Source organism: Aeromonas sp. s7(2024), from assembly GCF_040907825.1.
Lineage (GTDB): Bacteria > Pseudomonadota > Gammaproteobacteria > Enterobacterales > Aeromonadaceae > Aeromonas > Aeromonas veronii.
This window is the reverse complement of record NZ_JBFOCM010000040.1, coordinates 1-15,238: the sequence shown is the minus strand read 5'-3', so window position 1 is coordinate 15,238 and position 15,238 is coordinate 1. Positions and strand designations below refer to the sequence as shown.

General features: G+C 57.8%; 13 protein-coding genes, 6 tRNA genes and 1 rRNA gene. 13 read left to right on the top strand and 7 right to left on the bottom strand.

All coding sequences use genetic code 11. From position 1 onward, the window contains the following. Positions 1-119 precede the first annotated feature (119 nt). The 9 genes from rsmC (at position 120) to AB5Y73_RS18780 (ending at position 5,121) form a co-directional block, all read left to right on the top strand. On the top strand, positions 120-1,148 hold the full coding sequence (gene rsmC / locus AB5Y73_RS18820; protein WP_181497629.1) for a 16S rRNA (guanine(1207)-N(2))-methyltransferase RsmC: 1,029 nt from the start codon (positions 120-122) through the stop codon (positions 1,146-1,148). A 151-nt stretch (positions 1,149-1,299) separates the two neighbouring features. Next, a complete protein-coding gene (gene glgC / locus AB5Y73_RS18815) occupies positions 1,300-2,517 on the top strand; it encodes a glucose-1-phosphate adenylyltransferase (protein WP_005340236.1) in 1,218 nt (405 codons plus the stop codon). Further along, entirely contained in the window at positions 2,507-3,967 is a 1,461-nt protein-coding gene (gene glgA / locus AB5Y73_RS18810; protein WP_005343039.1) for a glycogen synthase GlgA, read from the top strand. Before glgC ends, glgA begins: the two co-directional genes overlap by 11 nt. Before the next feature lie 128 nt (positions 3,968-4,095). After that, a tRNA-Leu gene (locus AB5Y73_RS18805) sits at positions 4,096-4,181 on the top strand. A gap of 53 nt (positions 4,182-4,234) precedes the next feature. Next, a tRNA-Leu gene (locus AB5Y73_RS18800) sits at positions 4,235-4,320 on the top strand. 44 nt (positions 4,321-4,364) lie between these two features. Further along, positions 4,365-4,450, top strand: a tRNA-Leu gene (locus AB5Y73_RS18795). Between the two features lie 46 nt (positions 4,451-4,496). After that, a tRNA-Leu gene (locus AB5Y73_RS18790) sits at positions 4,497-4,582 on the top strand. Between the two features lie 71 nt (positions 4,583-4,653). Then, positions 4,654-4,739: transfer RNA gene (locus tag AB5Y73_RS18785), tRNA-Leu, on the top strand. 109 nt (positions 4,740-4,848) lie between these two features. Then, positions 4,849-5,121 (top strand): late competence development ComFB family protein, encoded by a 273-nt coding sequence (locus AB5Y73_RS18780; RefSeq protein WP_005343036.1) that lies wholly within the window; start codon positions 4,849-4,851, stop codon positions 5,119-5,121. Here AB5Y73_RS18780 and AB5Y73_RS18775 read toward each other — a convergent pair. After that, positions 5,116-5,325: a hypothetical protein gene (locus AB5Y73_RS18775; RefSeq protein WP_005357820.1), complete on the bottom strand. Its 210-nt coding sequence runs from the start codon at positions 5,323-5,325 to the stop codon at positions 5,116-5,118. The genes AB5Y73_RS18780 and AB5Y73_RS18775 overlap by 6 nt on opposite strands. A gap of 300 nt (positions 5,326-5,625) precedes the next feature. Between AB5Y73_RS18775 and nhaC the strand changes: the two genes are divergently transcribed. Further along, positions 5,626-7,035: a Na+/H+ antiporter NhaC gene (gene nhaC / locus AB5Y73_RS18770; RefSeq protein ID WP_005357819.1), complete on the top strand. Its 1,410-nt coding sequence runs from the start codon at positions 5,626-5,628 to the stop codon at positions 7,033-7,035. A gap of 138 nt (positions 7,036-7,173) precedes the next feature. On the opposite strand, the gene erpA is transcribed toward nhaC, so the two are convergent. The 3 genes from erpA to clcA all read right to left on the bottom strand — a co-directional run bounded on the left by erpA (position 7,174) and on the right by clcA (position 9,787). Next, the gene (gene erpA / locus AB5Y73_RS18765) at positions 7,174-7,524 is read right to left on the bottom strand and encodes an iron-sulfur cluster insertion protein ErpA (protein ID WP_005340225.1); all 351 of its coding nucleotides are present in this window, start codon (positions 7,522-7,524) and stop codon (positions 7,174-7,176) included. 87 nt (positions 7,525-7,611) lie between these two features. Then, entirely contained in the window at positions 7,612-8,307 is a 696-nt protein-coding gene (locus AB5Y73_RS18760; RefSeq protein WP_005343032.1) for a DUF6776 family protein, read from the bottom strand. 91 nt (positions 8,308-8,398) lie between these two features. Beyond that, on the bottom strand, positions 8,399-9,787 hold the full coding sequence (gene clcA / locus AB5Y73_RS18755; RefSeq protein WP_181497630.1) for a H(+)/Cl(-) exchange transporter ClcA: 1,389 nt from the start codon (positions 9,785-9,787) through the stop codon (positions 8,399-8,401). A gap of 244 nt (positions 9,788-10,031) precedes the next feature. Between clcA and hemL the strand changes: the two genes are divergently transcribed. Continuing rightward, positions 10,032-11,318 (top strand): glutamate-1-semialdehyde 2,1-aminomutase, encoded by a 1,287-nt coding sequence (gene hemL, locus AB5Y73_RS18750; protein ID WP_107684421.1) that lies wholly within the window; start codon positions 10,032-10,034, stop codon positions 11,316-11,318. A 217-nt stretch (positions 11,319-11,535) separates the two neighbouring features. Beyond that, on the top strand, positions 11,536-12,342 hold the full coding sequence (locus tag AB5Y73_RS18745; RefSeq protein ID WP_107684422.1) for a hypothetical protein: 807 nt from the start codon (positions 11,536-11,538) through the stop codon (positions 12,340-12,342). Here AB5Y73_RS18745 and AB5Y73_RS18740 read toward each other — a convergent pair. Next, positions 12,257-13,159: a sulfite exporter TauE/SafE family protein gene (locus AB5Y73_RS18740; protein WP_279499328.1), complete on the bottom strand. Its 903-nt coding sequence runs from the start codon at positions 13,157-13,159 to the stop codon at positions 12,257-12,259. The genes AB5Y73_RS18745 and AB5Y73_RS18740 overlap by 86 nt on opposite strands. Positions 13,160-13,455: 296 nt before the next feature. After that, positions 13,456-14,205 carry a DsbA family protein gene (locus AB5Y73_RS18735; RefSeq protein ID WP_107684423.1) on the bottom strand — a complete coding sequence of 250 codons (750 nt, stop codon included), beginning with the start codon at positions 14,203-14,205 and terminating at the stop codon, positions 13,456-13,458. A gap of 197 nt (positions 14,206-14,402) precedes the next feature. Here AB5Y73_RS18735 and AB5Y73_RS18730 point away from each other — a divergent pair. Beyond that, a tRNA-Ser gene (locus tag AB5Y73_RS18730) sits at positions 14,403-14,490 on the top strand. A 624-nt stretch (positions 14,491-15,114) separates the two neighbouring features. Here AB5Y73_RS18730 and rrf read toward each other — a convergent pair. Next, positions 15,115-15,229 (bottom strand): 5S ribosomal RNA (gene rrf, locus AB5Y73_RS18725). Positions 15,230-15,238: the final 9 nt, after the last annotated feature.

Here is a 15,238-nt window from a genome sequence, read left to right as displayed (position 1 = left end):
CGCATTTCGTCATCTCTGGTCAAAAAATGGTGTCTGGGCATATTTCGGGAACACGGCATAAATGTCAAGGCGAAAGGGGCTATGTATAATGGCCGCCCAAAATTGCGTGGAGAGACCCAATGAGCAGCCCTATCAGTGCCGTCAGCCAGATGCTGGAACGAAACCAAGCCCTCTTTGTCGGCAAGCGGCTACTTGTCTGCGGCGCGCTGGAGGATAACTACCCCCGCCAGCTGGCGAGCCTGGCCCAGACCCTGACCGTCTTTACCACCGATTACTGCTACTACCGCAGCCAGCAGGCCGCCCTCGGCGAGGCTATCCTGTTCGACCACCAGCTAGGCGGAACGCCCCGCTTCGATGCTCTGTTACTGCTGATGCCCAAGGCGAAAGCCGAGGCACAATATCTGCTGGCCATGATGACCCCCTTGCTGGAAGCGGGTGCCGACCTGTTTCTCGCCGGTGAAAACCGCGGCGGCATCAATGGCGCCGACAAGCTGCTGGCCCCCTATGGCGAAAAGCCGGTCAAACGTGACTCGGCCCGCCGCTGCTCCCTCTATCATGGTGAGCTGAGCAAACCGGTCACCCCGTTCGATCTGGATAACTGGTTTGGCCGCTATCAGTGCAAGGCCGGTGATACCGAGCTGACCGTACTGGCGCTGCCAGGCGTCTTCAGCGCCGCCGAGCTGGATCTCGGCACCCAGATGCTGCTGGCTGCGGTGCCACCGATGAAGGGCGATCTGCTCGATTTTGGCTGCGGCGCCGGGGTGATTGGGTCCGTGCTGGCCAAGCGCAATCCGGAGCTGCAGGTCAACATGGTGGATATCAGCGCACTGGCACTCGAATCGAGCCGCCGCACCCTGGCGATCAACGGTCTGCAGGGCAAGGTCACCGCTTCCGATGTCTATTCGGATGTCTCCACCCGTTTCCAGCACATCGTCTCCAACCCGCCATTCCATGCGGGTCTCAAAACCTTCTATGCGGCGACCGAGCAGTTCCTGGCCAAGGCGCCGGAATTTTTGCTGCCAAATGGCTCGCTGACCATTGTTGCCAACGCCTTCTTGCGCTACCAGCCTATACTGGAGACACACTTCAAACGGACTGAAGTGATCAGCAGTGATGCCAAATTCAAGGTCTATCTGAGCAAAATGTAAATAAGTGTAAGCAGCACAATAAAACAGCTAGAGAGCGCCATCCGGCATCTGATAAGGTATTAAGCACACGATAAAAACCACCCCTTTAGGGGTGTTTTTATACCGAACATTGAAAACCTTTTCATGTTGTTAATTCAGGGAGAGAAATACGATGGCAGGCATTTTGACCATGATCCTGGCTGGTGGCGAAGGTACTCGCTTGCAGCCTCTGACCACCACCCGCAGCAAGCCTTCCGTCCCCTTCGGTGGCAGCTACCGGCTGATCGACTTTGTCCTCAACAACTTCGTCAACGCCGACTTTCTGCGCATCTATGTACTGACCCAATTCAAATCCCAGTCCCTCTACCTGCACATGAAGAAGGGCTGGAATATCGTCGGCATCACCGACCGCTTTATCGACCCTATCCCGGCACAGATGCGCATGGGCAAACGCTGGTATGACGGCACCGCCGATGCCATCTACCAGAACCTCGGCTTTATCGAGCGGGCCGAACCTGATCATGTCTGCATCTTCGGCTCCGACCACATCTACAAGATGGATGTGAGCCAGATGGTCACCTTCCACAAGCAGAAGAACGCCGCCATGACGGTCGCGGCCCTGCGCATGCCCATCGAAGAGGCGAGCGCATTCGGGGTGATCGAGGTCGATACCGAAGGGCGGATGATCGGCTTTCAGGAAAAGCCGAAGCAACCCAAGCACATTCCCGGCGATCCGACCCAGGCGCTGGTCTCCATGGGCAACTACATCTTCGAGACCGATGCCCTCTGCCGCGAGTTGAAGCGGGATGCCGCTGAGGAGAACTCCAGCCACGACTTTGGCAAGGATGTGATCCCGAGCCTCTACCCGCGCGCCCCCGTCTATGTCTATGACTACAGCACCAACGTCATCCCCGGCGAGAAACCGCACGTCTACTGGCGGGATGTGGGCACCCTCGACTCTTATTGGCAAGCGCACATGGACCTGGTGGCCGACAATCCCCCCTTCTCCCTCTATAACCGCAAGTGGCCCCTGCACACCCACTATCCGGCGCTGCCGCCTGCTACCTTCATCGACAGCGACGAGTGCAAGGTGAAGATCGCCAACTCGCTGATCTCCGCCGGTTGCTTCATTCAGGGCAGCCAGATCCAGCGCTCCATCCTTGGTTTTCGCTGCAATATCGGCGCGTGCAGCCATATCAGTGAATCCGTGTTGCTGGGGGATGTGAAGATTGGCGAAGGGTGCTCCATCCGGCGCGCCATCATTGATAAAAACGTTGAAATTGCGCCAGGCACCGTTATCGGTGAAAATCTGGACCACGATAGAGAGCGATTTACCGTATCCGAAGGCGGTATCGTGGTGGTACCTAAGGGAGCAAGAGTTGGCTATTAACCCACTGAAAATCCTGTTTGTTGCCTCGGAAGTTGAGGGGCTGGTCAAGACCGGGGGCTTGGCCGATGTCGCCAGAGCCCTGCCGATGTACCTGGCCCAGAAGGGACATGATGTCAGGATCATGCTGCCCTTCTACAAGACGATAAAGCGACGGGATGAGGCCAGACTGGTGGCGTCACGCTGGTTGCCAACCCATCCGGGGCTGCCGGATATCGGTTATCGCATCTACCAGATGGAGCTGGATGGTGTTTGCGTCTATCTGCTCGACTGCCCGCAATATTTCGATCGTCCCCAGCTCTACGCCGAGAACAATCAGGCCTATCCGGATAATGGCGAGCGCTTTGCCTTCTTCTCGGCCGCTGCCCTCCATGCCTGCGAGCAGCTCGGCTTTGCTCCGGATATCGCCCACTGCAATGACTGGCACACCGGCCTGCTGCCACTGCTGCTGAAAACCCGTCACGCCCACAACCCCTTCTTCCAGCAGACCCGCAGCGTGATCAGCATTCACAACGCGGCGTTTCAGGGGGTGTTTGGCCGCGAGCAGTTCTGGGCCATGCCCGAGATCGCCGACTACGAACGCCGCATCAACTACGACTACGGCCACGTCAATCTGCTCAAATGCGGGGTGCTCTACGCCGACAAGATCAATGCGGTCAGTCCCAACTATGCCCAGGAGCTGCTGACTCACCTCGGCGCCCACGGCATGGCGCATATCTTCCAGCAGCGGGCGGCGGATCTCTGCGGCATACTCAACGGCTGCGACTACAAGGACTGGGATCCGGAGTTCGATGAATTCCTGCCTGCGACCTACAGCATCGACAACATGGCTGGCAAACAGATCTGCAAAGAGAGCCTGCAACAGGAAGCGGGGCTGGCCGTGGCGGACTTGCCCATCTACGGCATGGTTTGCCGCCTGACCGAGCAAAAGGGCGTTCCCCTGCTGCTCCCTGCGCTGGAGAAATTCCTCCACCATCAGGTACAAGTGGTGATCGTCGGCTCTGGCGATCCTGCGCTCGCCACGCAACTGCAAACCATGGCCCGGGATTATCCGGGCAAGCTCGCCTTCATCAACACCTATGACGATCGGCTGGCCCATCTGGTCGAAGCCGGTGCCGACTTCTTCCTAATGCCCTCTCTGTTCGAGCCTTGCGGCCTCAACCAGATGTACAGTCTCGCCTATGGCACCCTGCCACTGGTGCGCGCCGTGGGTGGTCTGAAAGATACCGTGGTGGATTGGGATGCGGATCCCGAGCATGCCACCGGCTTCTGCTTCAACGATCCGACTGCCGCCATCCTGCTCGATACCATGCGCCGCAGCCTGCTCTATTTCCTGCAGGACAAAGAGCGCTTTGCCAAGGTACAGCGCAATGCCATGAGCACCCGCTTCAACTGGCCTGACTCGGTCACCCAGTATGAACGGATGTATCAGAGCGCATTGGGCCGTTACTGAATGCCAAACGTCAGCTAATTGCTGAAGTTTTGTACCCTTGGCTTCACTTTGAGCGTCAACAGCGAAAAAAGTCCCCTTTGGCTGTTGACGCTCCCCCAAAACTCTATAGAATCCCCCTCCGCAGTGATGCGAAGGTGGCGGAATTGGTAGACGCGCTAGCTTCAGGTGTTAGTGTCCCACGGATGTGAGGGTTCGAGTCCCTCTCTTCGCACCAATACTGCCATGCTGATTCAGCAGCATGTAAATCCAACTAGAAAACCCGAATGTGCGAAGGTGGCGGAATTGGTAGACGCGCTAGCTTCAGGTGTTAGTGCCCCCCGGGTGTGAGGGTTCGAGTCCCTCTCTTCGCACCATGCTTCTCCAGACAGCATGTAAATCAAAACTGGTAACACAATGTGCGAAGGTGGCGGAATTGGTAGACGCGCTAGCTTCAGGTGTTAGTGTCCCACGGATGTGAGGGTTCGAGTCCCTCTCTTCGCACCATGCTTTATCCAGACAGCATGTAAATCCAGGCTGGAAATCCGAATGTGCGAAGGTGGCGGAATTGGTAGACGCGCTAGCTTCAGGTGTTAGTGCCCCCCGGGTGTGAGGGTTCGAGTCCCTCTCTTCGCACCATGATTCTGACATGTAAACACAGAGCAATGCGCTCCAACCGCATTTAAAAACCAGCTGGAGAAAATCAGTGTGCGAAGGTGGCGGAATTGGTAGACGCGCTAGCTTCAGGTGTTAGTGTCCCACGGATGTGAGGGTTCGAGTCCCTCTCTTCGCACCATTCATTACGCAAAAGGCCCATCACGAAAGTGATGGGCCTTTTGTTTTTACTCCTTGTTATGGCTATGCTTTTGACGACTCCCCGCTCATCGTCATGCCAAGGAACGCATATGATACTGGATACCGACATTCACAACTTTTACGAACATCTGGTGCTCAAGGAGATTGAGAAACAGGGGCTGCAGCAAAAGCTCAACAGCGATCAGATGGCCGACCTCTGCTGCCTCACCCTCAACCAGCTCCCCGCCCACTATATTCGCCACAATGTCGACATGATCTACTTCCTGACCGACGCCAAGCGCACCGAAATGGAGAAACTGGTGGTCGAATCGCTCAAGGTGGCACAGCAGAAGATCAAGCAGGCTCCCGTCAAAAGCTCATAACCAGGGCTGCTGCCAGAGCAGGGTAACGATACCGGTCAACCCGGCCACTGGCAGCAAGATCAAGGCGGGCCGCAATCCGGGCTCCAGCATCACCCAGGCAGCCAACAGAAAGCCGGCACTCCAGGTGCCGTACTCTTTATCCTGACCCCATGCGAGTACGGCCACCGCCACCAGCAACATCATCCCCCGCAATATCCAGCGCATTGTTTTCTCCCCCCCATCAATTGATAATAATTATCATCTGCATCTGTTGGGGATGCAAGTGGCGTCACAGGCAAGCTTCGTATGTGACCCTTTGTGTCAACAGGCCGCTCAAAAACGGGTTATGAGATCAACTAATTTGTGATTTTTTCAATCAAATGTGCATTTTTGCCAATTTGATGGGGCTTTAACCCGCCGGGTTTGTGGTAGATTGCGGCCTCTTTTTGGGTTGCCCCCTCGGGATCGATGTATCCACAGGACGAGAGGGAGTGACCTTGGCGAGCAAGAGTTTAGGAAGTATCTATGCAAAACCAACAAAACCACATCCGACTACCGGGCATGGCACAGGTATTTGCCTGTCTGGCCATTTTCCTGGCCCTGGCATTCTCGTTCACCAGCGTGCTCGATCTGCCGATCCAGCTGGCGTTGTTCATCGCCTGGTTCGTCATCATGGGGCTTGGCATCAAACTCGGCCACGATTACAAATCCCTGGAGCAGGCTGCCGTTGACGGCGTTGCCAAGGGAATGGGGGCCATCCTGATCCTGGTCTCCGTCGGAGCCCTAGTCGGCACCTGGATTGCCGGCGGCATTGTTCCCAGCATCATCTATTTCGGCCTCAAGGTGATCCATCCGTCCATCTTCCTGCTGGCAACCCTGATCATCTGCTCCCTGACCTCGCTGGCCACCGGCACCTCCTGGGGCTCTGCCGCTACCGCCGGTATCGCCATGATGGGGATCGGCCACAGCCTCGGCGTGCCTGCGCCGCTGGTAGCCGGTGCCGTGCTCTCCGGCGTCTACTTCGGTGACAAGCTCTCTCCGCTCTCCGACTCAGTAGTGCTGGCTTCGACCATGTCCAACGTCGACGTGGTGGAGCATATCAAGGGGATGCTGCCTATCAGCCTGCTCTCCTATGTCATCACCGCCGTGCTGTTCACCGTGGTGGGTATGCAGTATTCGGGTAATGTCAGCCTGGAGCAGGTCAATCTGGTGATGGAGGCTCTCGACAACCAGTTCAATATCACCCCGCTGGCCATAGTGCCGGTGGTGCTGGTACTGGGCCTGCTGGCAAATCGCAAGCCCGCCTTCCCGGTGATCAGCTTCGGCGCCCTGCTGGGCCTGATCTGGGCCATCGCCTTCCAGGGCATGGATCCGGTAAAGGCGATGCACTCGGCTTATAGTCCGTTTGCCATCACCTCCGGCATCGACTTTATCGACAACATTCTCGGTCGCGGTGGCATGGAGTCCATGCTGGGCTCGGTCGCGGTCATCATCTTCGGTCTCGGGTTTGGCGGCCTGCTGGAGAAGGTCGGTATTCTGGAAGTGATCGCCAGCGCCTTCGAGAAGCGCATCAATAGCGTCGGCAGCCTGACCAGCCACACCATCGGCACCGCGTTTCTGGCCAACGTGTTTGGCTCGGCCATGTATGTGTCGCTGATCCTGACCCCCAAGATCATGGCCAAGAACTACGACCGACTGGGACTGGCGCGCAAGAACCTCTCTCGCAACGCCGAGTTTGGCGGCACCCTCACCTGCGGCATGGTGCCCTGGAGCGACAACGGCATCTTCATGGCCGGGGTTCTGGGGGTGGCAACCCTCGACTACCTGCCCTACATGTGGCTGAGCTTCACCTGCATCATTGTGACCATCACCCTCGCCTACATGGGCAAGGCGGTGAACCGGATCCCGCTGGTCGCGGCAGCAAGCTCCCGCTAAGCCATCCTGAAACAACAAAGGCGCCACCAAGGCGCCTTTGTTGTTTCAGGGGGGATGCTGTTTTACCGTCATCCCAGAGCCCCCAAACAAAAACAGCCCTCGTTGCCGAGAGCCGTTTCATCAGACCGATAACGCCGATCAGATGGAGAAGCTGGAGCCACAGCCACAGGTCGTGGTGGCATTGGGGTTGGTCACGGTGAAACGTGAACCTTCCAGACCCTCGGTGTAATCCACACTGCCGCCTACCAGATATTGCAGGCTCATGGGATCGATCACCATGGTGACGCCGTTCTTCTCGACCACGGTATCCCCGTCGTTGATCTTCTCATCAAAGGTAAAGCCATACTGGAAACCGGAGCAGCCCCCACCCGTGATGTACACCCGCAGCTTCAGCTCGGGATTCTCTTCCTCGGTGATCAGGTTCTTCACCTTGTTGGCCGCCGCATCCGTCATCTGGATGGGCAGCGGGGCTTCTGCTACTGCACTCATTACTGACCTCACAACCATTAGATCCACAAACATGGAAACCGCGAAATTATCCAATACCCGACCATTCAGTTCAAGTATTCACCACGTTTAACCGGCAGCGGGAACCGGAGCAGGCGGTGCGGCGACCAGCGGCTTGATCACCTCGCCCCACTCAACCAGCAGCTCTTGCGCCGGCTGCCTGCCATCCTTGTTGATGGTGACACGGATCCGATCCGGCACAAAACCTTCCGGCAACTGCCAATTCCCTTCCAGCAGCTGGAAATAACGCAGGGCATAGCGCCACTCGCTCACCTTCATTCCGAGATCGCGACCGGTCAGCGTCTTCGGCTTGTCGGCCAGGCTCCCCTCGACCCGGATCTGCACCTGACCGCGAAACAGCTCCCGCTTCTTGGCAGGCTGGGTCAGGGCGAGACGGTAGTGGTAGCGACCGGGAATGCTGGTCTCCTGCAGGGTCAGGTTGTCGATCACTACCCCCACCTGTTCGCCGGTGGGGCGCATGATCCGCTCGAAAAAGGCCAGCTGGCGCTTGAGCTCCTGCACCTGCGCCTCCTGACTCTTCAGGGTGGTCTGCAACTGCTCGAAGGCCGCTTTCTGGGTCGCCAGCTGGGTATCTTTCACCCCCAGCTCTGTCTTGAGCTGGCCGATGGCCTTGCCCTGACGATCCAGCGTCTCCTGCTGCACCACCAACAGACTGCTCTGGGCCAGCTCCTGCCGGTTACCGACAAAGTAACCGATGAGCCCGCCAACGGCTAACACGACCAATAACTTCAATAGATTGGACATAGCCCCTCATCCCGTTATCACGCCATTTACGGCAGCGCCTCTCCCTTCACTATACCGCCAGGACCGGGGTCACAGGCGATAAAGGGAAAAATTAACTGGCCGTGGCGCTGCCATCACCCCGCTTTTGACGCGCGGCGAGCCGTAAAGTTCGCTCCAGGATCTGGGAATAGATGGGTCGGCCACCCAGCCACTGGGCAACCAGAGTCGCACCGACCGTGGTGATCATCATCGGCAGGATCAGCTGATAGTTGTCGGTCATCTCGGTGACCAGCACGATACCGGTGATGGGGGCACGCACGGTGGCAGCAAACAGCGCCCCCATTCCGGCGATGGCAAAGGCGCCGGGCTCGATACCAAGCTCCGGAAACGCCGCATGAAACAGATGGCCAAACACCACGCCAAACAGGGTGCCCAACGCCAAGGTCGGCGCAAACACCCCGCCCGGGGCACCGGAGCAAAAGCAGATGAGGGTCGCAACCAGCCGCACCGAGAAGATAAGGAACAGGGTCGCCATCGCATACTCATCCCCCATCAGATGGGGAATAAGCTCGGTGCCGCCGCCCGTCACCGAGGGGGCAAACAGCGACAGCACACCAAACGTTCCGGCGACCAGCATGCCGATGGCCACGAAACGGTGGCGCTTGTTCTGATGCAGCGCCAAATAGCCATCCTGACAGGCCAGCACCAGCTTGTTGAAAACAAAGCCCAATACGCCGAAGGTGGCCCCCATAAAGAGGAACAGCCAGAGCGCCTTGAGGGCTGGCGCATCGTAGTGGGGCAGGGTGATCACCGCCCCCTGCCCTTTCATGTTCTGCAACATCAGGGTCGCCATGATGGCGGAGATCCCCACCGCCTTGATGGCAAGAAAGGAGTAACGAAACTGCGGCCGCATCTCCTCCATCACGAACAGGATGCCCGCCAGCGGCGCATTGAAGGCAGCTGCCAGACCGCCCGCCGCACCGGCGGCCAGCAGGGCGTGGCCATGCTCCTTGGGCAACCGGAAGATATCCGCCACCATCTTGCCGAGGTTGCCGCCGATCTGTACCGAAGGCCCCTCCCGCCCCAGTACCATGCCGGAACTCAGGGTGCAGATGCCACCGAAGAACTTGACCGGCAATACCCGCCACCACCGCACCGGGCGCAGATCGTCCATCGCCCCCTCGATCTCGGGAATGCCGGAACCACCCGCTTCCGGGGCAAAGGTATGAGTGAGGAAGTAGCCGACAAATCCCAACAAGGCGCTGAAGCCAAAGCCGAGCAGACCGAGCTGCCACCAGGGACGGTCGGCCAGCAAGGCGATACGTTGTTCTGCCAGCCAGTGGACTCCCGATTCGAACAGGCCGCACACCAGTCCGGCCAGGGTACCGACCAGCGCCGCCAGCAGCAGCACCAGCAAGGGCATCTTGTCTTGCCGGATAATGCGGGAAAGCGGCCCCCGCGAAGAGGTATCGGCTTCAGAGGAGAGAGCTAGTTGCGCCATCTTGTTACACCAACTTGGAAAAACCATATCGTCAGCTAGCTGAGATCAGGATCACCCGGCGCGTTGCTCGGCTGCCCAGGGCTGGGGCTTTCTGCTATAGTCGGCCCGTTAAATTTTTGTCACGGGAGCAGACCGAGAGTCCGGGTGGCGAGAGCGCAAAGCATACTCCTGATGCTCCGGCCTGCCGAGTCTCAATCGGCTGCAATCCCTTGTGTGACGACCAAAATCCCATTAAGGATGATCCATGTCAAAATCAGATCAGCTGTTTGAACAGGCCCGCCAGACCATTCCGGGTGGCGTCAACTCACCGGTCCGCGCCTTCAATGGGGTCGGCGGCACGCCCCGCTTCATCGATCACGCCGACGGTGCCTATCTCTATGATGTGGATGGTCAGGCCTACGTGGATTACATCGGCTCCTGGGGCCCCATGCTGCTGGGTCACAACCACCCGGCCATCAAGGCCGCCGTCATCAAGGCCGTTGAGAAGGGGCTGAGCTACGGTGCGCCGACCGAGATCGAAGTGCTGATGGCCGAGAAAGTGCGCCAGATCGTCCCCTCTATGGAGCAGGTGCGGATGGTCAACTCCGGCACCGAAGCCACCATGAGCGCCATTCGTCTGGCCCGTGGCTACACTGGCCGCGACAAGATCGTCAAATTCGAGGGCTGCTACCACGGCCACGCCGACTCCCTGCTGGTCAAGGCAGGTTCCGGCGCCCTGACCCTGGGTCAGCCCAACAGCCCGGGCGTTCCGGCCGATTTCGCCAAGCACACCCTGACCTGCGTCTTCAACGATCTGGATTCGGTGCGTGAAGCCTTCACCCAGTACGGCAGCGAGATCGCCTGTATCATCGTCGAGCCGGTCGCAGGCAACATGAACTGCATCCCGCCGGTCCCCGGCTTCCTGGAAGGGCTGCGCGCCATCTGTGACGAGTTCGGCGCCCTGCTGATCCTGGACGAGGTGATGACCGGCTTCCGCGTCTCCCTGCGCGGTGCTCAGGGTCACTATAACATCGACCCGGATCTCACCACCCTTGGCAAGATCATCGGTGCCGGCATGCCTGTTGGCGCCTTCGGCGGCAAGAAGAAGGTGATGCAGCACATCGCCCCGACCGGCCCTGTCTATCAGGCGGGTACTCTATCCGGCAACCCGGTGGCCATGGCGGCCGGTCTGACCATGCTGGATTTGCTGCTGGAGCCGGGTCTCTATGAGCAGCTGAGCGCCAAGACCGCCCGTGTTGCCGAGGGACTGAAAGCGGCCGCGGCCAAGCATAGCATTCCGCTCGCCATCAACTATGTGGGCGGCATGTTCGGTTTCTTCTTCACCGAAGAGACTGAAATCACCCGCTACGAGCAGGTCACTCGCTGCGATATGGAACGCTTCAAGCGCTTCTACCATCTCATGCTGGAAGAGGGTGTCTATCTGGCACCGAGCGCCTACGAGGCGGGCTTCCTGTCGCTGGCTCACGGTGATAAGGAGATCGAACATACCCTGGCTGCCGCCGAGCGCAGCTTCGCCAAGCTGGCTTGCTAAATCGCCGCTGGTTGTCGCAAAGGGCCCGTCACGGGCCCTTTTCTATCGCAGTACCTTCATCACCACACAGCTCTTCGATACGCCCAGTTCTGGTGCATTCCCCCATCATCATCCGCCGATTTGTCATCCTCTGGTGCAACTTGCCCCGCCATCCCTGTCATAAAGCAGGCCCACTATTTGCACATTCACCACAAGAGCCCACGTCACCGAGGTCCATATGGCAGAGATGAGCCCCATCGATGTGCTGCGGCGCTATCAGGAGTATCAGGAGGAGTTGACCCCGCTACTGCAGGGGCTGCTCAGCGCCCCCCTTGTCTCGCTCAAGGGGTATCCCTTTGTGGTCAGCATTGACCACTATCAGGGGCCGATGTGCATCCAGCCGGCGGCCCATAACCGGCTGCACCTTATTGTGCAGGGGCAAGGACGGGAGATCACCGTCTGTCTGAATCAGCTGATTGGCTGGTTGATGGGAGACAGGGAGCGCCGCCGCGCCATGCCCTGGTTCAAGGCGGTCTATGTGGTGCTCAGCATGGCGCTGTTTCTCATCGTCGCCACCCTGATCTGGCACGGGCTGGAGCAGCTCTACCAGCTATTGTGCGACGAGCGGCAGAACCAGCTCGGCGCCTTTAGCGCCATCATCTTCCTGACGCTGGCACTGGCGGTGTTCGATCTGGGCAAGACCATTCTGGAAGAGGAGGTACTGCTGCATAAGGATATCTTCCGCCACAGCGCCATTCGCCGCACCATCACCCGCTTTATCGCCGCCATTCTGATCGCGGTCTCCATCGAGGGGCTGTTGCTGCTGTTCAAAGGCTCGCTCGGCCAGAGCGAGCTGCTCTGGCCAGCGGTCGGAGTGATGGGGTGTGCGGTGGGTTTGCTGCTGGCGCTTGGCCTCTATGTTTTTCTGGGGGCCAAGGCCGAAGCGGCACTGGTACAGGCTAGCCTGCGCTCTCCACCGCCAGTTGCACAGAGGAGCGACGCGCCGCCCGCCAGGAGGCGTACATGGTCCAGGAGGTATAGATGACGATAAAGGCAACCAGCCACTTCAGCATCTCCATATCCATGGATTTGACCAGCATGGCGGCCAGCACCACACCGATGGGACCGAAGATGGCTACCGCCAGCACCGCCTTGGCATCAAACGCCCCTTTGCGGATAAAGGTGCCTGCGGAGAAGACGCTAAGCACGGCGGTGGAGCCCATCATGATGGGAAACGCCGCCAGCGGGTTCATCCCCAGCAGATAAACCAGCGTCATGCAGGGGGCAAACAGGCCGATACCGACATTCATCAATACCCCGAAGATGAAATTGCCAAGCAGGGCGATCGCCAGCTTGTAGCCGCTGAGCCCCATCGCATCGCCGCCTACAGGGAAAAGCCCCAGCAGACCGGCAAAGATAAGCCCTGCAACGACCAGTAAGGAGATAGCCATCACCAACCGGATGGTCTGCCGATCAAACGAGGCCACATGACGAGCGCCCCAAGCTGCGCCCGCTGCGGCGGCCATCATCATGCTGAGCAGCGTCAGCGGCTCCACTGCGACTGCGCCGACGAAGATCAGCGACTGAGTCACGGTCGGCAGCACGCACTGCCCATTGAGGGTCCCCGGCAGCACCCGATCATCGATCAGCTTGAACTGCTTGTAGCAGGCGGTCTTTACCGCAAAGCTGCCCACCCCCAGGGTATCGAGAAAGTTGGCAACCCCACCGATCAACGCCACCGGCCAGAAGGGTGTCGCCTCAAAGGATCCACTCTGCTTCTTCCGCCAGCAGGCTTGCACCAGCATAAAGATGAATACGAGGCCTCCAGCTATAAAAACCAGCCGTAAAATATCAACTAACATAGGGGTTTCTCCTGCAACGGGCGGCGATTCTAAGGCAAGCAGCAGAAAAAATCTTGACCGGAATTAAGCAATGCTCATGACACACCTCTGCGAGGCGAAATATTTATCAATCGACTCCGAACGACTCTGCTAATACTTGTTACTGAGGCCAACAGGCCGGGTCCTGAGCACGTTGTTATGGTCCTTTCGCGACGACCACTTGTGCCAAAGGACATAATAAAAAAGAGGGCCGGTAGTGATACCGACCCTCTTTCTGTATCTGGCCGGGGCGCTGGGCCCTCGACCATGACAACCGCTTATTGAATGCTCTTGCCTGCACGCACGTCCTTGATAAACCCCTTCAGGCTGGCCAGATCACGGGGAGCACCGCGCAGGATCTGATCACCGATGATGAAGGCCGGGGTACCAGAGATACCGAGCGCTTCAGCCAGCGCACGGTTGGTACCGAGGTTCTGGTCAATGTTGCCATCCTTGATCTTCGCTTCCACCTTGCTCCAGTCCACACCGGCCGCCACAGCCAACTGCTTGACCTGTGCTTCATCAGCGAGCGGGCCCTGATGGGTATAGAGCTTCTCATGGAACGCCTGGTACTTGTCAGGCTGACCCAGCTGGACCGCCAGCGCAGCACGGGCTGCGAAGTAGGAGGACTCGCTCAGAATGGGGAACTGCTTGTAGATGTAACGGATGTCTTTATCTTCCGCCATCAGCTGCTTGACCAGCGGATGGGCCCGTTTGCAGTAACCACAGTTGTAATCGAAAAACTCCACAATGGTCAACGACGCCTTCGGATTCCCCATCTCGGGATCCTGATTGGCATAAAGCTGCTTGGAGTGAGCCTTGATCAGCGCCTTGTCACTCTCGGCCTGCTGGCTCTCCTGCTTGGCACGCAGGGCATTGGACATCTCGACCAGGATCTCGGGATTCTTGACCAGATAGTCGCGAACGATTTGCTCGACATCGCTTTTGGTCAGCTCGCTTGCATGTACCGGCGTCGCCAGCAGGGTCACGCCAGCCAGCGCGCAAAACAGGGCATTTTTAATAGTCATAACGTTATCTTGCAGAGGATATGATAGAGGCCACTATAGTGGTTGAGTCTGTTTTCAAGTCAAGTTATCTGGCTAAAAAAGCGCTTGATACGCTCTGATTGCCACTTTTTCATGTCATTTCGTGCAATTAACCAGCAATCGAACCGGGCGGGGATTTACAAGCCGGAACAGCATGGTAATATTCGCCGCACTGCTGCGGAGGGGTGGCAGAGCGGCTGAATGCACCGGTCTTGAAAACCGGCGATGGGCGACCATCCGTGGGTTCAAATCCCACCTCCTCCGCCATTTATACCGAGCCCATGCAATAATGTTGCGTGGGCTTTTTGTTTGCCTGCGATTTGTCATTCCTCATAGATCTCAACACATTAGCCTTCTCCAACACCTGTCTTGGTCTTCTCACCTGCGGGCTCAACAGCTGCCACAAGATCACCTATCAACATCGAACCTCTGCATTCCTGCGCACATCATTGCCCATTTTCTTATTACCCCAAACAACAAGGACCCAACGCAGCGACCACAGCTCCAGCATGTTGGTACCGCCAATAACCCCTCTTCGGAATAAAGTCAGGGCCAGTTAACACAGTCATAGAAAAGCAGGGACGATGGGGTTGCGGCTTAAAAAGAGGGAGCAGCTAACTCAGGAAGCAGAGATCCCAAGCAAGAGATCACGACGTATAGGCGATCATAGGATTCACGGGTTATGGCGATGCCAGCCCTGCCATACAGAGTAACTGCTTTATATGAAGAAAGAGTAAAAGCGTAACATCAGGCTATTCGTTGAACCGAAAGATAACGGTGAGTAACAATAAAAAAAGAAGAAAGGAATAACTCAGGTCAAATATTAGACGATTTAATAAATTGCAGGCAATAAAAAACCCCGCTCGATGAGCGGGGTTTCTTGTATTGGGTGCCTGGCAGTGTCCTACTCTCGCATGGCGAATGCCACACTACCATCGGCGCTACCGCGTTTCACTTCTGAGTTCGGCATGGGATCAGGTGGTTCCACGGCGCTATGGCCGCCAGGCAAATTCTT